16 protein-coding genes and 1 pseudogene are annotated in these 23,949 nt (G+C 41.2%); 3 read left to right on the forward strand and 14 right to left on the reverse strand.

The window, feature by feature from the left end:
* Positions 1-257: 257 nt before the first annotated feature.
* The 3 genes from AC58PV_RS24040 to AC58PV_RS24050 form a co-directional block, all read right to left on the reverse strand.
* Positions 258-902 carry a peroxiredoxin-like family protein gene (locus tag AC58PV_RS24040; protein WP_497435053.1) on the reverse strand — a complete coding sequence of 215 codons (645 nt, stop codon included), beginning with the start codon at positions 900-902 and terminating at the stop codon, positions 258-260.
* A 126-nt stretch (positions 903-1,028) separates the two neighbouring features.
* Positions 1,029-1,721, reverse strand: coding sequence for a cytochrome c biogenesis CcdA family protein (locus AC58PV_RS24045; RefSeq protein ID WP_497435054.1), 693 nt, complete (start codon positions 1,719-1,721; stop codon positions 1,029-1,031).
* Between the two features lie 32 nt (positions 1,722-1,753).
* On the reverse strand, positions 1,754-2,005 hold the full coding sequence (locus AC58PV_RS24050; protein WP_497435056.1) for a thioredoxin family protein: 252 nt from the start codon (positions 2,003-2,005) through the stop codon (positions 1,754-1,756).
* Positions 2,006-2,186: 181 nt separating this feature from the next.
* On the opposite strand from AC58PV_RS24050, the gene AC58PV_RS24055 reads away from it, so the two are divergent.
* Both AC58PV_RS24055 and AC58PV_RS24060 read left to right on the forward strand, forming a co-directional pair.
* Positions 2,187-2,900 carry a response regulator transcription factor gene (locus tag AC58PV_RS24055; RefSeq protein WP_497435057.1) on the forward strand — a complete coding sequence of 238 codons (714 nt, stop codon included), beginning with the start codon at positions 2,187-2,189 and terminating at the stop codon, positions 2,898-2,900.
* Positions 2,897-3,931: a sensor histidine kinase gene (locus AC58PV_RS24060; protein WP_497435059.1), complete on the forward strand. Its 1,035-nt coding sequence runs from the start codon at positions 2,897-2,899 to the stop codon at positions 3,929-3,931. The genes AC58PV_RS24055 and AC58PV_RS24060 overlap by 4 nt, the downstream gene beginning before the upstream one ends.
* 175 nt (positions 3,932-4,106) lie before the next feature.
* Here AC58PV_RS24060 and AC58PV_RS24065 read toward each other — a convergent pair whose 3' ends face one another.
* Positions 4,107-7,379, reverse strand: a complete 3,273-nt coding sequence (locus AC58PV_RS24065) for a X2-like carbohydrate binding domain-containing protein (RefSeq protein ID WP_497435060.1) — start codon at positions 7,377-7,379, stop codon at positions 4,107-4,109.
* A gap of 372 nt (positions 7,380-7,751) precedes the next feature.
* A complete protein-coding gene (locus AC58PV_RS24070) occupies positions 7,752-8,090 on the reverse strand; it encodes a hypothetical protein (protein ID WP_497435061.1) in 339 nt (112 codons plus the stop codon).
* Positions 8,091-8,119: 29 nt separating this feature from the next.
* Here AC58PV_RS24070 and AC58PV_RS24075 point away from each other — a divergent pair, with 29 nt between their 5' ends.
* Positions 8,120-8,350, forward strand: a complete 231-nt coding sequence (locus tag AC58PV_RS24075; RefSeq protein WP_497435062.1) for a helix-turn-helix domain-containing protein — start codon at positions 8,120-8,122, stop codon at positions 8,348-8,350.
* Between the two features lie 66 nt (positions 8,351-8,416).
* Here the strand turns inward: AC58PV_RS24075 and AC58PV_RS24080 are convergent, their stop codons facing one another.
* The 9 genes and pseudogenes from AC58PV_RS24080 to AC58PV_RS24120 all read right to left on the reverse strand — a co-directional run bounded on the left by AC58PV_RS24080 (position 8,417) and on the right by AC58PV_RS24120 (position 22,866).
* The gene (locus AC58PV_RS24080; RefSeq protein ID WP_497435064.1) at positions 8,417-9,400 is read right to left on the reverse strand and encodes a restriction endonuclease; all 984 of its coding nucleotides are present in this window, start codon (positions 9,398-9,400) and stop codon (positions 8,417-8,419) included.
* A 780-nt stretch (positions 9,401-10,180) separates the two neighbouring features.
* Positions 10,181-10,846 carry a hypothetical protein gene (locus AC58PV_RS24085; RefSeq protein ID WP_497435065.1) on the reverse strand — a complete coding sequence of 222 codons (666 nt, stop codon included), beginning with the start codon at positions 10,844-10,846 and terminating at the stop codon, positions 10,181-10,183.
* 227 nt (positions 10,847-11,073) lie between these two features.
* Complete coding sequence (locus AC58PV_RS24090; protein WP_497435066.1) at positions 11,074-11,610, reverse strand: hypothetical protein; 537 nt, start codon at positions 11,608-11,610, stop codon at positions 11,074-11,076.
* Positions 11,611-11,612: 2 nt separating this feature from the next.
* Positions 11,613-12,386, reverse strand: coding sequence for a hypothetical protein (locus AC58PV_RS24095; RefSeq protein ID WP_497435067.1), 774 nt, complete (start codon positions 12,384-12,386; stop codon positions 11,613-11,615).
* Between the two features lie 191 nt (positions 12,387-12,577).
* A complete protein-coding gene (locus tag AC58PV_RS24100; RefSeq protein ID WP_497435068.1) occupies positions 12,578-14,050 on the reverse strand; it encodes a DUF2357 domain-containing protein in 1,473 nt (490 codons plus the stop codon).
* 55 nt (positions 14,051-14,105) lie between these two features.
* A pseudogene (locus AC58PV_RS24105) lies at positions 14,106-17,090 on the reverse strand (McrB family protein); the annotation flags it as partial.
* A gap of 318 nt (positions 17,091-17,408) precedes the next feature.
* Positions 17,409-17,693 (reverse strand): hypothetical protein, encoded by a 285-nt coding sequence (locus AC58PV_RS24110; protein ID WP_497435070.1) that lies wholly within the window; start codon positions 17,691-17,693, stop codon positions 17,409-17,411.
* 267 nt (positions 17,694-17,960) lie between these two features.
* Positions 17,961-20,366 carry a DUF2357 domain-containing protein gene (locus tag AC58PV_RS24115; RefSeq protein ID WP_497435071.1) on the reverse strand — a complete coding sequence of 802 codons (2,406 nt, stop codon included), beginning with the start codon at positions 20,364-20,366 and terminating at the stop codon, positions 17,961-17,963.
* Complete coding sequence (locus AC58PV_RS24120) at positions 20,338-22,866, reverse strand: MrcB family domain-containing protein (RefSeq protein WP_497435072.1); 2,529 nt, start codon at positions 22,864-22,866, stop codon at positions 20,338-20,340. The genes AC58PV_RS24115 and AC58PV_RS24120 overlap by 29 nt, the downstream gene beginning before the upstream one ends.
* Between the last annotated feature and the right edge of the window lie 1,083 nt (positions 22,867-23,949).

Here is a 23,949-nt window from a genome sequence, read left to right on the forward strand (position 1 = left end):
CTATTGCCATGGTACGACAGGAAAGTGCAATTGTCTGTTTTCAAAGTGTTAAACATTGTGAGCGAATTTAGGGCTTTGTGTTCGGGATTTGAATTGTGTGATTAGAGAGTTAAAAGATTATGATCAAAATGTTAAAAGGGGATAATTTTGTGTAAATGGGGGCATTTTGAGGGATATAAGGGGCATAAATCTTAACAGACGAAGACCCATGCGTCTTCATCGCATGGGTCTTTGCTTTAATTCGAGTCGATGGCAGTTCACAACTTTCTTAACTCAACCAGAATATCCTCTGGCTCCAAACGCTTCATAAAATCCGGGTTGACGTACGCGGAACGGATAATGCCGGACTCGTCGATCATGAATGTGGAAGGAATGGGGAGAATCCATCGCTCCGTTGCGTTATATTCTGCAAGATTCAGCTTGAACAGGTTCGTCATGATCTCCTGAATGTAAGGCGGTACGTCGTACAAAATATTGTAAAAGGCGGCCACTAGACCGTTCGTATCGCTCAGTACTTGGAACTGCAGCTCTTCCTTCTCCTGATGAGAAAGCGTGTTATCTGGGCTTTGCGGGCTAACGGCGATGAGCCTGGCACCTAACGCTTCAATCTCCGGCAGCACTCTCTGATATGCCCGGAGCTGCGAGTTGCAGTACGGGCACCAGCCACCACGGTAGAAGGTGAGAACGACAGGACCTTTGGCCAGTTCATCGTACAAGTGAATGGGGACGCCCATCGCGTTTTTCAGCGTAAAGTCCTTCGCCTTCTGCCCTTCCTGCAGGCCGTATTGTACTCCCGACTCCTGTTGTTCTCGGATCGAACGAAACATCGCAGCCTGAACTTCTGCTGGCGAATGGGCGATAAACTGTTGTTTCATTTCTTCTAGCGCTTTATTTAATGACATGAATAATTCTCCTCCTATTATATGTAATAATAAATTCTTCTGTACGCTCACTCATTCTTAGTTTTCCAATGTGGACACCTGTCTTGTTCCAAGTGTATCAGGACACGAAGCAGTTTTCCAAGGCAATTATTTAATAAACCCAATTACCAGAAAAGCAATACCAATTACGATTGATAGGTAGCCGGCAATTTTTTTTACAGGACCGCCCCATTTTGCCAATTTGCGTAGAATAGTAATGGAAAAGACTGCAACAGCTGCGAGTACCGCGCTCTTCCCTAACGTATAAGTAGTCATGAGCAACGCTCCGTGAAGCGGACTTCCCTGAAGTGCAATATAGCTAATCAGAGCAAAAAAGATTGGGATTGCACAGGGCGAAATGACAAGTCCATAAGGAATCCCTAGTCTGAAAGCAGCCACGGTGCCTTGTGGGCCTTCTGGGCGGCTCAAGGGCTTTTGGAAAGTAGGCATTGCGAATGAAATGACACCAAGCAACTGCAGACCAGCCAAAATGTCAAAGAGCGGCGGAACCCAGTTTAGCAAACGATATTTCTCAACAAAGGGCAGGAACTGTTGGCCAAGCAGCGCGAAGATCAAACCAGTTATCAGTGAAGTGACAACCATACCCAAGATAAAGTTGATGGATATCCGAATGGCTTTTCTTTTATCACCGGCTGCTCCTCTCTGGACATAATTCGCAAACATAGCAAGCACAGGCAAATAGCATGCCAAAACCGCGCTCACGATTCCGACGACGAACACAAGGATATAGGTAGAGCCGGAAATTCCGCCTGTGATCGTAAAATGATATAAATCTTCCATTAGTTTCTCCTTGGATTTAGTAGATTTTCTTCCTAATTGAGCAATTCGTATACACGATTACGAAGCTTAGGCAACGAAGGTAAAGAGCCAAATTCAGCTTTCCCATTGATGAGAATCGCTCCAGCACTGAAAATGTTCAATTCTTGGAGACGTTCAAACTGTTCGACCACATGTAACTCACGAGTCTCAACTTGCGGAAATTCTACCGCTACTAGCTTAACTAGCTTTAGCGCTTTTTGACAAATCGAACACCCCGGTCCAGCGGATACAACCTCAATTAACAAAGAAACTCCTCCTTCTTATCATTCTGTCCAACACCCTCCATGCAAAAGGAAGATATGCCTTGATTATAAGGGCCGAGCTGTTAAATCCTTGTTAAGTAAGCTACGAAAGATACGATTATTTTCCTCGCATCGCAAAAATGCGAGTGGTATGCTATTGTCATAAAAGGAAGGGAGTGGTATTATGCGAATCCTCATTGTTGAAGATGAGGAGGACCTTTCACGTGCATTAGCCAAGGGCTTAAAGCGAGAAGGTTATGCAGTGGACAGCGCTGTTGACGGGCTAACGGGATGGGAGTTGGCAGATACCAATGAATATGATGTGATTCTCCTCGACATCAACCTTCCGGAGCTGGATGGCATTTCACTTTGTCAACGAATTCGCCAGTCATCACACCATAACGATGTTTTTATCCTCATGTTGACAGCGCGCAGCCATCCGGACGAGGTGGAAGAAGGGCTCGATTCAGGTGCAGATGACTACCTCCGCAAACCCTTCGTGTTCAATGAATTGCTTGCCCGCATACGGGCGCTCCTTCGCCGGAGTTCTTCCGTGAAAAGCCCAGTCTTGCATTTCGAGCAGCTTACCCTTGATTCGAAAACGAAGCAAGTCTGGTTTGAGAATACGCTTATTTCATTGACGAAAAAAGAATTCGGTTTGCTCGAATATCTGATGCTGCATCCCGGCGAAGTCATTTCATCTGAAAAGCTACTTGAACACGTATGGGATATCCATGCGGACCCACTTACCTCAACGGTCCGGGTTCACATCAATTCCCTGCGCAGAAAGCTCTCGCACCATGATCCAGAGGCAGGAGAAAGGTATATTCAGACCGTTCAAGGTTATGGGTATAAATGGGCTATGCGCACAGCTGAAAAGAAAGAGGAAACGAAATGAGACGATGGAACCGTCTTTCACTGCGTTCAAGATTGACGCTGTTTGCTATTCTTTTTTTGGCGATAATGATTATTCTATATGCGTCCATAGAGTCTTTTTTCTCCGCATACAGGATTGTATCCGAGATACAAGGGCGAATCATAAGCTTGCTTGTAGCTTTAGCAGGCATGGTTCTCAGCGCGCAATGGCTCGCAGTGATTATCCTGAAGCCTGTGAAACAGATGAGTGAAACAGCTGCTGGTATAACGGCAACCACCCTGCACAACCGGTTAGAGATTGACCAACTACATGATGAATTGAAGAAGCTCGGGATCGCATTTAATACGATGCTGGATGGGCTGGAGCACTCTTTTAAACAGCAGGCTCGGTTTGTTTCCGCCGCCGCTCATGAATTAAGAACACCGCTTTCCATCCTGCGCACGAATCTTGAAGTGGCCGGAGACAGCTCTGGTATTGATCCAAGCGAATGGAGAGATTACAGGGAGACAACGGAGCGGACGCTTTCGCGACTAGAGTCATTAACGGAGGATTTGCTGCTGCTGGCTGACGGAACGTACGATCGGACGCATGATGCGCACAATGTTGTTGAGCTTGCAACCCTTCTCGCAGATGCAACTTCATTTATGGAACCGATGGCAGTCAAATACGGAGTGACGCTTCATCTGACGGAGCCCTTATCTGGTTTGGTTAAGGGAGAAGAAAGCTTCTTATTCCTGGTCTTTCGAAACCTGCTGGACAACGCCATCCGGTATAATCGGCCAAATGGGAGCGTTACGCTGCAGGTTTTGCATGAAGACGAACGGGTTGTGATTCGGGTTTCGGATACGGGGAGGGGAATATCTCCTACATCCAGGGAACTGGTTTTTGAGCGGTTTTATCGAATCGACTCATCACGGGCACGTAGGAATGGCGGGGCTGGTCTTGGCCTGTCGATAGTCCGCCATTTGCTTGCATTATTCCAGGGGACCGTTGAACTGGAGACAAGTTCCGAGTCAGGAAGTGTGTTTAAGGTCACGTTGATTCGGGGTTAAGAATACATAATTAGGGCTTGTTGTACAAGTCCCTTTTTCTGCTAGGGATCGTCTACGCGCTGCTTCAACTGTTCCAACACAATTTCATTAAAATATTCACTAATAAATAAGGGCTGCCCACCTATCGCCAGATGACGATAAATGGACAACCCAGGCTACAATTGCTTCATCTCATTCAGTTAATCAAGCCAGACATTTGCAGCAGACGCTGCACAAGCGTTGAAATCTCTGCTCGGGACACTGCATCTTTCGGCGCAAGGTTGCTGCCGTCGCGGCCGGTCACGAGTCCGGCTTTCAGCAGGTCCGTGACACTACTCGCTGCCCAATCCGCCAGCATGGCGCTGTCTGTGAAGTCGCTCACCGCTGGCGTCCAAGCGGTTGCAGGCTTCAGCTTCGTTATCTTCATCGCCTTGGCGATCACGACCATGGCCTGCTCGCGTGTAATGCTCTCTTGCGGACGGAACGTACCGTCCTCGAACCCGCTGATCAAGCCGTACGCATGTGCCGTCTGCACAGCTCCGCTGAACCAATCACTGCTCTTCACATCTTTGAACGGCGATGTAGCGCTGCTTTCCGGCTTCAAACCGAGCGCACGTACTATAGCTGCTGCGAATTCCACGCGAGTCATGCTTTGATCCGGGTTAAACAAGCCATTACCCACGCCGTTCACGATCATCCGCGAACCTAGATTATTTACGGCTTCCTTCGCCCAGTGCGTCTCTACATCTTTAAATGTAATCGGATGATAGATCAACGTATAAAGGCTGTTCGTCAAGCTGTTTACTTTAGCGTAAAATTTGCCATCGATCTGCACGACCTGCGTTGGCACATGGCGCGTTACGCCTTGCGGGTCTACGACAATCGCTGTCGTAATCTTCGATGCGTCAACATCATCTGGGATCGCGATCGTACGCTCCACATACGAGTCGAACTTGGAAATCTCAAATGAATTGCCGTTGTAGATACCGCGAACCGTAAACTTCAACGGTGGCAGCACGATGCTGAATTCTTCCGTTTTCGCTGCGTTCGGTACGATTGATTCTTCCAACGTTGAAGGTTTGGCGATCTCGATCTGGATTTTGATATCCGACAGCTTCACGTCTTGTCCATACTGTGCCAAGATGGCATCAATGTCGATCTGCTCAGCTGGAATCGTGTATGTGGCTCCATCGGTTTTGATCTCGAGGATCGCTTGCTTCTTCTCCAAATTGCTAAGCATTTGCCCAGTCAACTCACCCACCGCTACATCCGATGTTGTCGTGATCGGAACCGTAATGACTGCCTTTGGTCCGGCTGCATTCAGCCTCTCTTCCAACTTCACTGGGTCGATAGCGACCGTAGTGACCTTCTGCCCATCCACCGTCGTCATCGACGCTGAGCCAATTTGCTCGGCTTTGCCATTCACGAGTACGATTACACCGGTATTCGGCGTACTGCCGCTGCCACTGTCTGTCGAATTGTCGACAGGGCTAACTGGCCGAGCGCTCAGCTCATTCGATGCCAAGCTTTCACCCGAGCTGTTGGTCGCTTTCACGATGTAGTAATATGTGGTGTCGTTCGTTAATTCACTGAACGTATAGCTATACACCTCGCCCGATACAGTAATCGGCGTAGCGCTTTCGTACGTACCTGATGCTACTGTTTGGTACAAGTTGTATCCTGTCGCTCCGCTTACCGAGCTCCATCCCAAAGTCACTTGCCGGTTGGCCGGTACGGCCGACTGCAGCACTGGAGCGTCCGGAGCTGGAATAACGGTCGAATCGACCACCGTGATCGTATATGTCTGCGGCGCACCGGCACTAAAGTTGAACGTCAGCGTTTTCGTGCCGATCGGCAAACTCGCCAAATACGTGCTGTTCAGCGTGACCGTGCTGTCATTGATGCTGTACTGCACTCCCCCGACTAGAGGAGTCGAGCCATCAGCGATGCTCACCAGCGTATTTCCATAGGTAGCCATCCTTACATTCAACGGGGATTGCAGCGTCATGTTTTTATCAAATGTGCCGGATTCCGGCGTAATCTTGCTGTTTTGCGGGCCAGACGTATCGATAATCGATAGCGTCAGCGTCCGAGGCGGACTGATGCCAAAATTGAACGTCAGTGTCTTCGTTCCAAGCGGCAGCTGGTTCAAGTACGAGCTGTTAATCGTTACGATTTTGCCATTTAGTGTGTAATCCGCTCCCAATACAAGAGGCGTAGAATCATCCGTGATGCTTGTCAGTCCTAATCCGTTCGCCGATAACACTACTGCAACAGGCTCTGGCACATTTTTATCAAATTCTGCCGTAGTTGGGCTAATGGTTCGCAATTCTGACGAATAGAAATTCACAGAGACTCCCTTTCGATAGGCGATATACATCTCATTATTATAGAAGCCTATTTCAAATTGACCGTTAGGGATTGGCACTAAGTCACTTTCCGTTACCCATTCGGAACCTTCGTACCGCTTTAAGACGATCCCGTTATTCCCTTTCAAATAGGCCGCATACAATTTCCCATTCGAAACGGTCATGACCGGGTATAAATCACTTGGCCCGTTACTCAAGCCGGTATCTGCAGCATCCCAAGAGGATTCATTGTATCTTTTGGACTTAATTTGCCCAGAGTCTGTCCAGATCATAAAAAGCCCGCTATCCAGCGCTCGTAAGCTTGGATTCGCCAAGAGCGTTGCGCTAAGACCGCCATTATCGACAAACTGCCAACCGCTGCTATCCAAACGTTTGACTCGAACAAGCGTATTAGAATCCTGTTTCCAGCTTACATATAACGCATTATTATAAACATCGGCAGAAATCGAGGCGTGCAAGTAGCTCGGTGTGCTGCCCAGCGATGTACCGCCGTCCGCAGTTACCCAGGTACCGCCCACTAGCTTTTTGGCGCGAATTTGGGCACTGCCGGATTGCTCTTCAGTCCAAAATGCGTAGAGAACGCCGTTAAAACTTATCAAAAATGCGCCATCTGCGTATTCGTCGGGATTGTAGTTCAATCTGTCTCCGCCGTCCGCCCATGACCAACTGTTATTTTGGTACTTTTTCACCCGTAATTTTGATTCGAATTCTCTTTCTGACCAGTAGGCATATAAAGCGCCATCGTGTACAACCAATTTAGGGTGTGCATTAATAAAGAGATCTACGTTTTCTGAAGGTGATTGAATACCTGAGCCAGAGATATCGTCCCATGTCGATCCATTATACTTGTACACCTTTACGATGTCCCCATGTTCTCCTGCAGCTTTCACCGTTATATATAACTCGTTGTTGTATTCTATGATATCGGGTGGTAACACGCTACTAATCGGCCCTACGATACTCTCGAGCGGTGCGAATATGAACGAAGCCGACGCTTTCTGTCCCCCAAATGGAATGGTCAGCCCGAACGCCAAAATAACACATACTAGCAGTGAAACCCATCTTCCTCCAAATCGTGCAGCTTTCCCCTTCAATCCCATTGCCGACAACCATCCTCTGAAGTTATTTTTCAGTTTCTATAAACGTAACCCATGTAACCCCCCTCCTTAGGACTACATTTTCACCTAATATTATCCATCTATCGTTTTAATTCGACATATTTTGCGGAATTCCCTCCTGAAAAGTTACTAAAACTAAATGTTGTACCTTCGAGACATTTAATTCTAAGGTGAGTTTGGATTCACTTCTTGGTAGGGCAAACGGGGGAATGTATGGGTCGTAGTTGAAGATGGAGAATACAAAATAAAAACAGCCAAGGAAGGGTTTGTGAACCTTCGTTGGCTGTTAATCACGCTATCCATAGTCTCCCAGATGAGGATGAGAGTAGAATACACCTAATCTCTCCGAACAAGTTATGTTTGATGTGAATTAAACTTTCTTTCCAATAAACTCTTTTCTAACCTGACATGCAGTAATTCTGTATCTAGGTCCTGACCTATCTGATGAATCGCGGTTATAATATCTTCTGCCGTTAGAATATGAATAGGATCTACCTTATCAGATACATACTTTAAAATAACTTCAATACAGTCGTTACATACTCCGATTCTTTGAATGAGTGTATCTTCTTCTACAGCAAATCCATCGTATTTACTCTCTATATCTTGAATAACAATCCCCTCCTCATTGTTACTTATATGCGTACCAGTAATAGAAATATTATATGGTACGTTATTGCGTATAGTCAACATTAATTATGGTTCCTTAAAGGTGGCTCTACATGGCAAAAAAAATAGTAGTTAAAATTGCGAGTCTTACCAAACAACATAAGATATCCTTACGTGAATTATCTAGATTGTCTGATGTAAGACATGCAGCATTAAGTGAGTTATCCAATGGGAAAAGGGAAAATGTGAATTTCTCTCATATTGTTAGGATTGCTGAGGCTTTAAATATTGAGGATATACGGGAGATTATTGATCTTGTCGAGGATGATCAAGAAGATGGGTAGTACCGCGAACACAAAATAAGCCTACTTGAGTCTGACTGAACTCGAGTAGGCTTTGTTATTTTTATATTATTGAATCGACTTCGTCTGCCTACACTTAGGAAATGTGGAACAACCCAAGAACGGTTTCCCCTCCCTCCCTTTCCTAGTAACCATAGGAGCGCCACAGGTACATATTGTTTCTTTGGAAGCTGAGACTTGCGCTTGAGATCTTTGCACTTCGTTTTGAACTGTATCGTTCACTGGTTGTGCCTTTTGCTTCTTATTCGTTGGTTGCCATTTTCCCCATGATTTTAATTTCTGCTCTACAACCGCCCCATGCCAATAATCAACTTTGAACTGCTCAGCTTCTTTCTTCGCAGGTTCCGTTAAATCCGAAGTAGTAATTAGTAACGATAAAATACAATCATGATTCCTTTTAGCTCCAACCAATTCGCGCACAGTTTGTACACCAATAGTGTTATGGTTTGCGTAGCACTTGGCTTGTACGGCTGTTTTCTCACCACGTTGGTCAATAATGACAAGATCCACGCCACCATCCTTACCACCTATACCAACTTCCTTAACCTCATAGCCTTTATCTCGAAAATACAACGCAAGCAATCGTTCGAACTCCGCTCCCGATAAGCTTTCCAGCGAACTACTTAGAATTTCTTGATCCGATCTATTTTGTGTAGAAGAGTGTGGTCGTTGCACTTTGCTGCTGCTAGATTTCACTTTCGTTTTTCTGACTTTCCCCTTTTTCTTACTAGGAAGTAGGGCAACTACAACACCCAGTACGACAGCAGAGCTTATCATCCCTATAATCATGCCTGTAACAGTCCAGTCTTTAACGAAAACCTTTATTTCATTAAATTTCTCGGAGCTTGTAAATAGAATAAAGACAGCTCCAATGAACCAGACTAGTGTCGCAAGCTTCTCATGTAACCACTTACTTAAGAAACGATAATAAAATAATGCTCCTATAAATGTAAATAATGCAATACACATAGCAATGAAATAAAACGGGGCAGCAAAGCTTTGAATTGCCAATTGAGATAGTTCGTTATTCATAGGTAGTAATTCCTTTCCAATCTTCAGTAGGTTAACAGTCCTTTTAAATGGATAAATTCGACAATAAGTTACATAAATCCTTCCAATTTGTAATATAGAAAAACACCCTGAAATTGGGTGCTTCTGAGCTCCTCGGAAATAATCTCATCCAAGAACTTATCCAATATAGGCCACATAGCCAAAAACACTTATTGAATGCAAAAAGCGCTGGCACTTCCCTGGCCAACGCTTCTCACTTATTTTCTTCTATAGAATTTCTCCCAATTTCTAAGTATTCTTTCTTTCGAAAATCTTGACTGAAGTTTTGCATTCGTTTCCCACTCGAGAATGGCTTTTTCATTTGTCTGGTAAAAAACTCAGCAATAAAATAGCAGACAGATTTATTGCAGTCTTTGAGCAGTACGGCCTCATTCTTATCGCCGTTTGAAATTACTTCTAAAATGCATTACCTTCAGTCTCCAACCGAGATCTCTCTACCTAACTTATTCCAGTTTAAGTATGTTTTCAATTCTAAATTAATTAAAAATAGTACATAGTCTGGTTGTGTTACAAAACCCTTAAATTTAGGTACGCTAACCTTAGAAATAGAACTAACTAAGTAATGAAGAACGTAAAGCTTATACAGAGTTTATTTGATGACATTAAGATTATTAGAATCGAAATATATAGTGAATTAAGGAACAAAATTTAATATTTTGTGTTGTTGAACCATGCAAAAACACTATAAATAGTTTCTAGCTTAACTAAATCTAAAGATGCACTGTATAAGTACTTGCTTGCCTATTGTTGGCCTTCCTTTGTAAATTGAGCCTCTCTGACTCTCCTGCACTCGTCAAATAAATCAGTGAATATATCTCGAAGTTCTCCATAGGTGATAATGGCGACTTGATCCTTCGTTGTACCTTTATTTGCGTAAAGCGTTTTTAGACCTTCGTTAACTAGCCATACAGGAACATGTACATCTCCATCATAAATGTTGTTATCTAGGTGCTTAATATTATTGTCAAACTTATTTAAACGGTCGAAAATAGATCCATCACCACTATCAAAAAAATTTTTAAACCCCTTTACTCCGAGGTTTAATGTTCTATATGACTGGTATAATAATGAAAGAGAAAGCTCAAAGTAGTTTAATGCCCTTACATATTGCAGAAATTTTTTCTCTGTTCTAAAAAATTCATCTAGCTCTTCTTTGCCATTCTTATATTGGGAATAGGCTTGATCTGCTCGGCGTAAGAAGTTGAATATTTTAAAATCAAGATCTTTATTATTTCCCACTCTAAAAATAGTTTCGAGTATATAGCTGACCTCTTGGTGCTCTTTTATTACTTCTTCTCTCAAGGAAAAGGTTTGATTTTCGGTAAGAGATGAAAACTCTGGAGCGAAATACTTATCCTTAGAATATGCACCTGTTATTAATGTGACTGACGGTTCGTCTTTATTCATATTGAATATACCTCCATACTTTAGTTGTTATTAAAGGGAATTCATAATTTGGTGTTCACAAAAAAAGAGCTAGATAAATAACAACTTGGATTCGAAGAATCTACTATCGTTTCCGCGCTTTTATTCTTAATGTTATTACCCCGGGCAATAAATTTTATAGTTAATTATAAAGGAAGTCCTAGATATCATTTGATTAGGGGAAATATGTTATCAAAATAACATTTAATTTATTTCGATTCCTTCTCATAAATCTTATCTGTTAGGATACGTAATAGTTTTTTTATTTGATCTCGGTATTCATGGCTTATAATTACTTTATTAGTGTAAATTTTCCCTTCAATAGTTCCAAGGCTTGTGAAATGAAAATAACCCATTATATGAGATAATGTAAAGTTGTACTGAATCTCAAGAAACTCGTTTATTTCCTTAGTGTCCAAAGTAAAATTTGAAGATTTGACATTGAAAGGCTTCCAATTAAATGGAGGTATAACTCTTGCCCTTAATTTTATGATCATTAAATCACTACGATAAATCACTCCAGACACTGACTTAAATTTAAAAAGACTGAATACGTCTTTATCTATCGAATCTAGTGTTAAAATTTCTGTATTATTAATTGCTTGATTTAGTTGGTTCATAATAAGAAAATCATGGTTCTCATGTTCTAAAATACTTAAGAAATAATTTTTACTCTCCTTACAATTTTCGTAATCAAGGGACCATTGGGATAATAAATGATTATTTAAATCAAATAAAATGTTCATACTTATAAGAATAACCTCCCAGTTGCCTCAAGAATTATTTGTTGTTTTGACTTTCTAATTTTTGCATTCTTGAATGTATCTTTTTTAATTAAGTTATTACTATAGGCTATTTTTCTAAAAAGCTTTAGATTAAATGGTTTTCTTCTTGGTATAAATAAATAAAAGCGAATTGTTCCAGGTTCTAAATTAACTCTAGCAATTATACCATACCCTTTTAAATCCTCAGGGCATTGACTCCAATAGCTCTCTAGCTGTTGAAGCGCTTCAAATGGATAGTAATTATCTGACTCAAGACAGGTTTTTACTTCCACTGGCATATCAGGAGCTATTCGAGTCAAAAGAGATACTAATGGTGAAGGCCACAATGATGATAGCTCAGTAGAGGTCAAAGATACTCTGTAGTCTGGGCATTTATTTACTGATTTAATTCTATGAAACGGAATATTAGCCATACTTGTTCTTAAGTTTGCTGCAATAGCAGGTATTATTATTACTTCTCCAATATTGCCTGAAATGACCTGTGCCTTGTGCTTGTTATCTTGCATTTCAATAGTTCCTACTTTTACTCCCCAACTAGTTTTATATACTTCCCATAGGTTTGGAAATGAAGAAGAATTAATATATGGATTGAAATGTTGACCTAAATGTTTAACTAGATTACTTGAGAATAGTTGTCCAAAACTTCCTATGAGAGTTGTCGATATATTAAATGTGTCATCATTAATACTATGTACTAGATCCGAAGCAACATAGTAGCGAGTTTGGAATGTTGGCATCCGTTTATCCTTCCATAATCATTTAATAGGATTAACAATAGATTGAATAAGAAATTCGAAAGCAGCATAAGCCTCTTTAACCACGGACTCAAGCATATAAGATTATTAACAGCGTAGCAAAATCCGACTGAACCGAGATAGTCTCCCAACTCATAATCGTTTAAAGTAAGAATAACCACTTTAGAAGGTTCCTATATATTTTTCATAAACCCATTAATGACCCTTTCCAAAGCTGGATTACTAGGTTCCCCAGGAACCATTACTATAGCCCCCATACGATACTGATCATGAAACCACTCCTGAAAGTATCGTGGTTCTTCCTCTCCCTTTGAAGGAGTAAGAATAAATACATTCTTTACTGCAGGAATCTCTAAATCTTTTACAAGAATCCCATCTCGATATTTATGCATTTCTCCTAAAGCTGTGCTCAAATTAGTTGGAATACGATACTTAGGATCAAAAATGAGAATTCCTTCATTACTCTCCAAAGTAATATCCGGTTCCATTCGTTGTGTGAACGAATAAAAAGGATGAGAATTATATTGAAAAACTCTTTGATAATATAGATGATGGCCGTTAGCAAGCGATACATGACTTTCTTTATGTTTAGCAAGCGATAAAAAGAAACGATCCAATGTAGACTTATAAAGATTTGCAGAATTCTTAATCAAACTCTTTTCCCTCAACAATCTTAATACCTGCATGTAACACCATATTTCATACAAAGCAAACGTATCCTTAAGTGGGAAGGGATACTCGAATCCAATTCGCTCGTTACCATGTTGATATAAACGATCAAACCACCTGTAACATAAACGATAAATAGGATGCTTACGAAAAATTGTAGAGACCTGTATAGGTCCCTGATACGAAGTAATCTCTTGGAAAATGCCCTGTCTCAACCAATATCTCACCAGATCCCCGTACTTTGCAGCCTTCTTTGAAACATCGCTTAAACTGCAGTGTATATATGTAACTAAAAGGCTTTGAAGATCTAAAAGATATCTTTTTATGACCCTATTTTCATACATTTCGTAAGTGTCTATTCGAACATGTGTTAATACGTTAGCTGGAATTACACTCGAAGGATCTTTAGCATAATGTCTTTCTAGCCATTGCGATGTTCTGTTCGTAACGACTTTCATTTGTTCCCGCTTCAGTAAAGTATCTTTCTGAGACAGTCGCTTTAACGGATGTTCCAAAAAACGCCGAATATAGGAAGCAAGATCCTTAAACCCATGATCGATATAACTCCATTGTGCCCATGAGACATCCCTTGCTCTGTCCTGAGTGCTAATTGGAATCGTAAGCCCTGCATGATCAAAGCATACCGCTGCTTCATCCAAAATTTCAAGAAGCATAATGTCATATTGCTCTGCAGTCATTTTTCGATCATCTGGGTATACGTAGGTCTCGTATGCCTGATGTTCTAATGTAAAAGTCAACTGCCCACTTTGAAATGGAGTCATAAAATGACCTGTAACTCCACCATCTACTTTCCGATAAGTTAGAGGAATACCCTGCATCAGCAAAATAGAAATGTCTATATGTTCCCATTGCCATTCAAATTCTGTTGCCTCGGTTAAATAAGCTTTTTCAATCGGGAGCCATTCACCGCCTCTTGAACGGACTAAAAAGCTATCTCCAAAACTGAGCGGCTCCATATCGCGCAATCTCCTTTTCCATCCGCTCTACGATACTTAAGGCAGCAGAATCCGATCCGAACTCTGCTTCAAAAACCTGATGAAGTTTAGTTAACATTTCTGAAATGGAGTCATCGCCGCGAACTTTAGGGAGCACTTTTTCAATAATGACCTTTTCAAGAGCCTCCATTTCATTCATTTGAATATTAGCTTCCAGGTCTTTATTATGTGATAATTTTTGGAGCATCTCATTCATAGAACGATAACCAAAATGAAGATAATAGGGCTTTAGAATATTATGTACTTGTTTCAAAAAGTCAAACTCTATCTGAAGCTTAACCCTTACATTCTCAGCGGATCTTTTCCAGAACGTATCGAAATCCACTTCACTTAGCGTCATAACAAATGCACGGTCCAAGACTTTATCAGAAATTGAATGAGTCGTCTCGTCTACATTTACCGTCCCAATTACATACAAGTTCGGTGGAATTGTAACAGTCTTTGGAATATCAATAAGATCAGCTCGGTTATGTAAAGGAATTTCCTTCCTCGACTCCACGCCGCTCAAGTAATCACTAAGATAATATTCCACTCTCGCCAAATTCATTTCATCGAAGACCACAAAATGCGGTTTCTCACGTTCTTGATGAGCTTTCAACACCATTCTCAAAAACTCAGGAATGACATACCGATTTTCGAATGAGCTGTAATAACCGAATAAAGAACTAGAATCCGTCCAATCAGGCCGTACTGGAATAACAGACATGTAAGGGTTGTCCGCCTCATATTCCATACCGTATACCGCGTTAGCATATAGCCGTGCCAGTTGAGTTTTCCCAGTACCAGATATGCCGCTCAAAATTACAAAATGCTTATCGTCTAGTGCCGTTAAATTTAAATGAAGATCCCGAATGATTTCTTTTGCAAAAGTAAAGCTGCTATTTGCGATTAGCTCCAGAATGGACGTAAGTTGGAAACTCGCGGTGTATTCTTCTTCCTCTGAGTCTCCTCCTTGTTCATCAGCCTCATCAATAATAGGCCCCATATCATCTACAGTTGGAAGCTGTAGCTTCTCACTAGCATGAGCAAATAGTAGTGCTGCAGTGATCAGCCTTTTTTTGACAACATCCACAGCCTCTGTAAAGGCTTCAGAGACATTGTCATAAGTACCTGCGAGATATTCGCTCTCTTTAACTTCCAAACCGTGTTGCCTTAATAAAGACTTTCCCGTTTCCAGCACCTCAGCATTATTCAAAGACTGCGTGGCAAACAGCTTACGAATCCACCAATCCTTCGTTCCTCTACCGAGCAGGTTGCGAACGTTTGTATATATGTGGCTATGTCCATCTAATTTAACTGCCAAGACTTGGTGCGGCGATTGTTTTTCCTGAAATTGATAATAAACTACGTAACCCTTTACAATCAGCTGCTCTTGATCTTTCAAAGAAAATTGCTGCCTGCAGACACCCGATTTTACTTGCTCAACGGAACCGTACTGCAGTTGATACGATCTGTGGAACAAAGTCATTTCCTGGTTTGCATCTTCAACCTGCACAAGTGTTAAAATATGTGCTGCTTGGATACTGACTTTCTTCTCTTCCTGCAAATAATTACGAATAGGTTCTAAGTAATGCCATGCTTCTTTCAATTCATCAAGAAGTTTTTCTACAGACCATTCGCCTTCTAGCGAAATACATTTGGCAAAATACAGCCATGGTCTTTTCCTAGGCTTAATACAAGACTTAATAAAATCCTCTAGCTCTTGTCGTTTAAGAAGTTCTCGAATTGTTGATTCCTTGGATTGGCTCGAAACAAGTACATCTACAACGGGATTCAGCTCATTGACAATACCATTAATCCTATTCAGTCGGACTGCTTCCCAAATCGGATAAAAATTCGTTTCAACTGAAAGTAAGACTTTCCTCTCCATCCCATTAAACTCAAGCGTAAGTGCATTTACCTCAGAATCCCCGATTTTCTTCATGATCTGAATAAAATACTTTCGACCGATATTGCTTTCTTTTCTTTGTTCAGCATATTTAGGATTCAATGCATCGTGATAAGTAGTTGTTAAGGTGACACCATATGTATGGAGGTATAGACTAGGATCGTTAAGGCTATCCATAAATTGTTGCACGATTGGCTTTAAGGGAGCTTCAATTTGATCAAGAACTTGCTTACAACGTTCGTGTGTGATGTCGTGGTTGAAGATTGTTTGATATTCATTAAGATTTATCTTGGTTGTTACTCCTCTTAGAGAATGAGTATTGCCAAGTTCATCAATAGAATTTTGCTTCGCTTGTAATTTACTTATTATTTCTTGATATATTTCTTTCACTTCTTCACTTGTGTCCTTCACCCACGGCTTATCGCCATTACGATCAGCCTTATAGTGTACCATCATAGAATGATTGAAGTCAGCGGAAGGATACCGATTAAGAAGCATACTTATTCCCTCAATTTTTGCTCCACGAAGCCTGTTGCTCACTACCCTTTTCTCATGAAGTAACTCATCTTCCATAAATCGAACTTCGTAGTGATCGACATCTCTTTTAACTGTCAACAGATAAAATTTCGTTGGTTCGCCAATTATATATTCTTTATTAGCAATACTTCTCTCTAGTTGTATATCTTCAATGCTTTGGACTTGTAGAGTTTCAGACTGTTTATATTGATCAATTTGCTTTTCATATTTGGGATTAAAATTAAATGCCTTTACTCTCTCTCTTCCAATATTCCATGGAAATTCCAATAGATCTTTTAAACTAAAAATGAAACAACATGTTCTTCCATTTTTAGGTGCCAGAATTGCAAAGTATGCCTCACATTTATATTTTGCTTTTAACTGTTCGATCAATTCTAGTTTGTCATCGTTATCAATAATATTGATTTCAGGCTGTTCACTTTGTCGCGTTATAACATTAATAAAAAGATGTTCACCTAATTGATTGCGCCCGAAAACCCACTTACTTTTGCTATCTTCTGTTTGAATTGTTGTATAACCCTGAGAATTCAACCAATTAATTATCCTAACATCTAACTCATTAAATTGAAGTGTCATCTTTAATCCATCCTGACTAATTATTAGATTCGTAGTATCTCAAAGTATATAATCTCTAATTTAAACTCCGTTTAAAAGTAATAATAAGTCACATCATTTGCCCACGTTATTAAGTCTTTAAATGGATAATTTCGACAAAACACAACATAATCCTTCCATTTTGTAATATAAAAAAAACACTTTGTAATCTAATGTCTCCTAGACCCGCAGGAATAGCTGTCTTAATCTAATCCAAGAATTTCTCCATTATAGCCACTGGGTTAAAATTGCTTATTAAACACAAAAAGCGCTGGCACTTCCCTGGCCAACGCTTCTCACTTATTTTCTTCTATAGAAGTTCTCCCAATTTCTAAGTATTCTTTCTTTCGAAAATCTTGACTGAAGTTTTGCATTCGTTTCCCACTCGAGAATGGCTTTTTCTTTTGTCTGATAAGACCTATAATCACAAATATTCCAGGAACAAAATACCTTTCTGTAAGATCTGCCATTTTCGATAATCCCGTCATGTCGTCTTACAGCTTTAGCAGCTTGACGTTTAGCCCACCTGGTTCCTGGTGAAGTATGATCGGTACATATTGGTGATTTTTTGTAACTTCTGCTCATTGGTCTAACCTCCTTGGGGGAAGTTAGAGGCCGTCCAGCTTCTTCATCTGCTCACCACTTTCATTTTCATGTTTTAACTATTTATATATACTGAGTTACTGCGAAATATGTTTCTTAATATGTCCTAATAATTTTGGAATAGCTCCAGTGCTTGCACCGGGGGGGGGGACTATTATCTTAATCCATTAATTTGGGTGTATTATCCAATTACGATCTCATTTAAGCTTCCATATCAGGACAATAGCATCCATATCGTTATCCTCCATCCTACTCCACCTCAATCCCCACAACCAAACTCCCTTGATCCACATGCTCCCGATCCAGCTTCACGCGAACCTTACCAACACGCCTTTTCTCTCGCCAATCGCGCAGCTGCTCTTCCGTTTCCAAACGTAACTCCGACACTTCCTTAGCCCTATTAAATATATAATCCGTCGTATATAAAATCCGATAAATCCCATGCCCCGCGGGAACAATAGCCGTCTCTCTTTGGAGCCACTTGTCCACTTCAAAAACAACATAAAGCTCATCCGTCGCACCCCGACTTGAGGGAATCGCTGTTATGGCAGAACGTGGAACAACCTTCCAACCCATCACTTTTCCATACCAAGAGATACCCGCTGCTTCTGTACCAAACAATCGAATGGACTGATACAACGCCACGTACTCTATGTGAGTCAATACCTTATGGTCTGTAATGTTCCGCAAAGGGGTATGATAAAATCCATGCTCCAAAGCAGCCTCCAGCTGAGGCTTTTTACTCAAAGCACCAACCAAGACATTCTTACCAGACATTTTATGCTTGTAATACTCCTTCGTGCCTCTCGGTCTAGTCGTCCGTTCATATGCTTTCTCTGGGCTATCCATAATAATCTCATCCAAGAACTTTTCCATCAAGCTCGTTGAATTCGGCAAAAAGGGAAAAGCCCCAATGTTGATAAGCTCTACACTTTTATAAAACTTATGCTGCTGGAACTGCTCTTCATCATGATAGGGAAACAACACATAAGCCCCGAACATGCTCCGCTCGTACTCTTGGCCTTGCCCCTCCGAATACACAATTGCATCCCGATAACGATGCATCGTGTTAATATCATCTTCTTCCGGTCCCGGCATCCGGTACCTTTCAAAATACGGAGTCCCCTCATATGCCGGATTAATCCGGTATTTCGCATCGAAAATATATTTATACTCTGCCGCGGCATCGTTCTTCTTCAAAGTCAGGACATTATCTGGCCGCTGAGAAAGCGTCGGACTCTTATCTCCCTTAGGCAGCGCATTATAAAATAGTGTGAAAAGCTCACCATTAACAGGATTCCTATACTCCATCTTAGCCTGCTGCGACTTATCAAGTGTGACGAATAGCCCACTCCGATTAAGTTTAATAATATCTTGTTTCAGTAGTTCATATTTTTTGCTTAAAAGGTGGTGAATCTTCAAGAAGCACCAATATTCATAGAGTTGAGCCAAATCTTTCATCGATAGTCGAAATAGATCATTCTGGATCGACAAACCTTTTAATAGCATTAAGTAATATCGATACACCTCTCGGTACCCTGAAGCCATCTGTAATACTAAGGAAATCGACAGTTGCCTCATCTCACCTACATTCAGAAAATCATGCTGCAACAACCGTTGTACATGACTTTGCATTAAATTCAGTTTCCTTGTAAGTTCAGGATCTTCCACGCGGCTTTTCTGTGCCAAACGTGTTTTAATGTCCTTAAGCTTTTGCCCAATACGTAAAAGAACCCATTTTACAAAACGGTTCTCAGCCGTATCATAATTTACATGACGCCTGCTCTCTAGCAAGTGAGTCGGGGTATATCGCTCTCCATTTACTGAAATAACCCCGTTCGTCGAATCTTTCATTAATAGATGAGGACGTTTTGTTAGAAAGCTAATGTTCTCTTTGCCAGCTCTTTTGACACGTGCAGCGTCTACCAGGCGATTCTCGCTCTGCAGCTTGGAATGAGGTGAGAGCTTAATGCGTTCAACAGCTTGAACAAGCTGCGTAAAGATATGCTGAAGGATCGTAAAATACTCCGTCAAACTCTGATGGTTCGTCTCTTTCAACCCGGTCATGTTAAACGTTTTGCGCAGAAAATCAAAAGATAGATTATAAATCTGAGCATTAACGTCGTTAAGAATCATTTGATAGTCGTTCTTATAATCAATTTTGGCCGGAAATATCTCCAGTTGAAGACGGAAAATAGCCTCCCCATTCAAACGAAGCTCCAGTTCGGACTGACCCACTTCATTTTGAAAATTAAGGATCCCAGACAAAATCATCTTCCCTAGCGGCTTAACCGCTTGCCTCAAATGAATATTCTCATGGAAAAAGGATAAAGAAACATCCTCCTTCTTTTCGATCACCAGCTCATACGCCTGCGTCTCATAAAAAGTTGGCGCACACACATCCCCCGAGCTCCAACTCTTTACAGCCCCTTGCTCATGGGAGAAAACAGCAATCGTCTCAATTGTTAGTGTATCCGCAAGCGGAGCAGCATAAAAATGTGCATCCACCCACTCCTGATCCACGTTACGATGAAGATTCAAAGTCTCAACAGTAGGATGGAACGGCTTGCCCTGTATATAGAGATTAAACAGATTCGTCTCAATCCGCAGCAATTCCCTGCTCTGATTAAGAGATCCAGTATGAGGTAAATCCATCTTCTTCTAACCTCCGTAGCATGAAGGCAATTTTCCGTGCACTATGTGGATATTTGGACGCTGCCAATGTCTCCAGCGAAAGATAAAGCTTAGAAGCATCTTCTCTGTATTCCGAAAGAGGTAGGGTGCGATCCTGAGCCACTTGCATTAATTGTAGCAAAGTATTTTTCACAGAAGAATTACTACCTTGTATACGAGGCAAAATCTTCTGAAGCAACTGCATATCAAATGCGGATTCCTTGCTTAGCAGTCCAAATCGTTCGTTATAAACCATATAGAAACATACAGCATCCCGAATACGAAATCCTACATGTGAATGGATCTGCTCCAAAATCCCATTAATTTTAACCAATATCTCCGTCGTATCTTCCGTTAGCTGCTTATAGTCCCTATACACATCTACAAGCTGCAAATACTCGCTCCGTAATAAAGAATTAGGAGGCATAGGAATATCCGTACGATCTGCGAGATCCTCCAACGACGGATATTGACCAAGCTCAATATAATTGAACTCGATTGTGTTCGCACGGTCTAATACCTTTTTGCTAAAAGGATGCGTCGTCTCATCCATATTTACCGTTCCTACGATGTACACATTGTCTGGCAAATAGAGATTGCCGTACATCTGTTTATCTGACTCATTTTGTAAGGAGTCTATATGTATAAGCGGCGTTGTCACAATCCTTTGGTTATTCCACTCCTGTGTCTCAAGCACGCTCAATAGATCACTAAAATAATGCTCAACCCTAGCCAAATTCATCTCATCCAAGCAGATAAAATAAGGCTTATGCTGGTTACCCAGCTTTGAAGCTTTAACCAGTATCTCCGTTAACTTCCCAGGGCGAAAAGTCCCCGATAAATCCTTGTACCCCAACAGATCCGAAGGATCGCTCCAATCTGGTCTGACAGGAACTAGTGAAAATTGGCCGTTACTCGCCGTGGCTCCAACAGCCTCAGCGAACAGCTTCACTAGCTTCGTTTTCCCTGTGCCTGACACCCCTGCAAGGATGACGAATGGTTTTGTTTTTAGAGATAAAAAGAAGTTCTCGATCCAATGGTCAGGATACATAAAGCCTTTATTAGCAATGAAATTCTTGATTGTGGCTACTCGTTCAATTACCGTTAGTGAATCCACCAGAGGTGTCTCCTCCCACTCCGTATACGTGTACTGCTGGCTTGATTTATCAACAAACTTCAATATTTCTAACCAGTTAAGCATGAAAATAGAGCGTTGCTTCTGGGTGACTTCTCCCCAAGTCTCCAGTGTGCCAAGTGCTTCGTTAAATTTTCGGGAGAATTGGTCTAATGTGAAGGACGCTAGTTCTTTGCATATTTGGATAGCTCTATTGATGCTTTTAATAAGAGTGGTTTGGAGATCAGCGTCGGTTAAATTGCTTCGAATCAGCCTGACTTGTGTTTCACTGAGGATCCACTTATTTTCATTAAAATGGTTTGCGTATTCCTGACCTAGCTCAGTTAATGAGAATTGGTTCTCATTTATTGTGATTAAACCTAGATCTCGCAAAGCTTGTCCCAGATGCTTAACTCTCTCCTTGGGGTGCTTTACATCATCTCCAGAAAGAAGAACTGTAGCTTGATTGGCTGTTAAAGTGTCTAACGAGATCGGGGTTGGTCCGTGGTCGTGAAGGTATTTTATAATGCCTTGTCCAGCATACAAATGACTGATCGTATAGTTAAAGCTGATTGACTGCTCAGGTTGCTCAGTCGGATTGACGACTCTACGAACGTATTCGTTGTAGTTGGTGACAGCATTGTTTAAGTCTGCGATCAGCTGCTCATCATCAGGTAACTGATCCAATTCGTAGCGATAATAAGCTATCGTGGATACTTGATAGTCTTGACCTAGACCGCCAGATGTTAGATAAATAGCATCATCCTTGATCATGCCTTCCAAGGGAAGCATGTTTCTAATTTCTTTTACTTTTTGTTTGAAATATTGATAGGCTGCTGGTTTACCTTTCTCAGCAACTGGGATCGTAACCCCTTGCATGAATGTAAGATAAACAGACTGCATATCTTCTGCGAAAAGGTACACAAGATACTCGCCTTGGCGAGTAGTCTCTGTAATACGCTTATCCATAATCGAGATCCATGGGATAGTTGCCCAGTTTCCTTGTCCAACAGATCCTTGGATCTTTAATTCAGAGTGAATAAATGGGAGTTTCCTTAGCGCTAAGGGGATTTCTTGGCGTACAAGATTGCCAAGTCTGTGTCCTGCAAAGGTTTCTCTCTTTGCGGTTAAGTAGGTGGAAAGGATATCAGAAAGGGCTTCTTTTAGGGAGAAAGTATCGTTATTTTGCTGATTATAGTAGTTTGTTAGTTCCGATTGTGCATACTCATAAAGCTCACTTTGTACTTCAATGGACCATGATTCCAATAACTCTTCCTTGAAGCTAATTGAATCGTCTCTTTGGTTCAGAATAGCGGAAAGTGCTGCAATTGGTGTGGATATAACTGATTGAACGTTGTTTACAGTCATGCTGTTCCAGCTAGATCCAGCTTTCTCAGGTGGTTGGTCAACAATAAGACCGTTAGACTCTCTTTCTTGGAGTAGGGAGAGAAAACGTCGTTTTAAATTAAGTAGAGATACAAGCCTTGACCCACTTGATTGCATCTCGGTTAAGAGCGCTAAGATGAGGACCATTTTGTAGGATTTTTGTTTGTTTGAGAATATATTTTGGAGCACTACAGGTAGAGACACATACATCACCTATTTCATACAAGAGTTTATAGAGAATTTCGCCAAATTGTATAGATATTCGTTCTATCTATTCGACAATCAGAATACCCTACCTTCTTTTGAAATGATTATAAAGGTGATAAGGAGCGAAACCAATTACTAATGTCCCCCTATTAATTATTATTGAAATACATATACCCAGTTCTGTATTTTGATGATATCCTTTGCTATGCCTTACTTCTTTCGCCATGGTAGGTAGTATACTTCACATTGTCTGTAATTTTCCCCGACACTATATCCCGTATCGGCGACACGCGTCCTAGGCAGACTACTACGCTCAGAATATATTTTTTAGATATGGGATTGAACAGCCCGTATCTATAGGCTTCTATAGACTGTAGGTGGTACCACTCTGCACATTATACACCAGTATTAGCTGACTGTTTCGCCTGTGCTCTTCTTTCATCAGTTATATATTTAACGTCTTCTGTCATTCTTATTGTGGCCATTTTATTTTCCTAAAATATTATTATGAGATACATATTATTTGGGTAAGGGAGCAAGCCTTTACGGAGATCATACACTTTTCCTTCAGCGACTGTCCTTTTGGAATTTTCTTCAATATTTTATAGTTGTCACTTTACATTTTTAAACTCAAACGCTTCAACGAGCTCATTTCGATTTCACCGAAATATGTACGCTCTTTCTTGATCCTTAAATAATTGCAAACAGCGTAGGCAGTTTCCTTGGAGCTTAACCTTATGTTCTACAACCACTTTACCCAATTAATCGTAGTATTTGCTTCAACTATGGTATCCTCTACAAATCTATGAACGAGTTGAAAGTATTTTTAAAGACCTGTTATTGAAGAACAATAGTAAA

It is taken from the genome of Paenibacillus sp. J22FR83 (genome assembly GCF_059691955.1).

What these genes read in the sequence shown, in the direction of transcription:
- AC58PV_RS24045 (WP_497435054.1), bottom strand. Translation starts at nt 1,721, where the DNA reads ATGGAAGATTTATATCATTTTACGATCACAGGCGGAATTTCCGGCTCT.
- AC58PV_RS24090 (WP_497435066.1), bottom strand. Translation starts at nt 11,610, where the DNA reads ATGAACATTTTATTTGATTTAAATAATCATTTATTATCCCAATGGTCC.
- AC58PV_RS24055 (WP_497435057.1), top strand. Translation starts at nt 2,187, where the DNA reads ATGCGAATCCTCATTGTTGAAGATGAGGAGGACCTTTCACGTGCATTA.
- AC58PV_RS24065 (WP_497435060.1), bottom strand. Translation starts at nt 7,379, where the DNA reads ATGGGATTGAAGGGGAAAGCTGCACGATTTGGAGGAAGATGGGTTTCA.
- AC58PV_RS24095 (WP_497435067.1), bottom strand. Translation starts at nt 12,386, where the DNA reads ATGCCAACATTCCAAACTCGCTACTATGTTGCTTCGGATCTAGTACAT.
- AC58PV_RS24060 (WP_497435059.1), top strand. Translation starts at nt 2,897, where the DNA reads ATGAGACGATGGAACCGTCTTTCACTGCGTTCAAGATTGACGCTGTTT.
- AC58PV_RS24075 (WP_497435062.1), top strand. Translation starts at nt 8,120, where the DNA reads ATGGCAAAAAAAATAGTAGTTAAAATTGCGAGTCTTACCAAACAACAT.
- AC58PV_RS24115 (WP_497435071.1), bottom strand. Translation starts at nt 20,366, where the DNA reads ATGGATTTACCTCATACTGGATCTCTTAATCAGAGCAGGGAATTGCTG.
- AC58PV_RS24080 (WP_497435064.1), bottom strand. Translation starts at nt 9,400, where the DNA reads ATGAATAACGAACTATCTCAATTGGCAATTCAAAGCTTTGCTGCCCCG.
- AC58PV_RS24070 (WP_497435061.1), bottom strand. Translation starts at nt 8,090, where the DNA reads ATGTTGACTATACGCAATAACGTACCATATAATATTTCTATTACTGGT.
- AC58PV_RS24085 (WP_497435065.1), bottom strand. Translation starts at nt 10,846, where the DNA reads ATGAATAAAGACGAACCGTCAGTCACATTAATAACAGGTGCATATTCT.
- AC58PV_RS24040 (WP_497435053.1), bottom strand. Translation starts at nt 902, where the DNA reads ATGTCATTAAATAAAGCGCTAGAAGAAATGAAACAACAGTTTATCGCC.
- AC58PV_RS24100 (WP_497435068.1), bottom strand. Translation starts at nt 14,050, where the DNA reads ATGGAGCCGCTCAGTTTTGGAGATAGCTTTTTAGTCCGTTCAAGAGGC.
- AC58PV_RS24110 (WP_497435070.1), bottom strand. Translation starts at nt 17,693, where the DNA reads ATGAGCAGAAGTTACAAAAAATCACCAATATGTACCGATCATACTTCA.
- AC58PV_RS24120 (WP_497435072.1), bottom strand. Translation starts at nt 22,866, where the DNA reads ATGACTGTAAACAACGTTCAATCAGTTATATCCACACCAATTGCAGCA.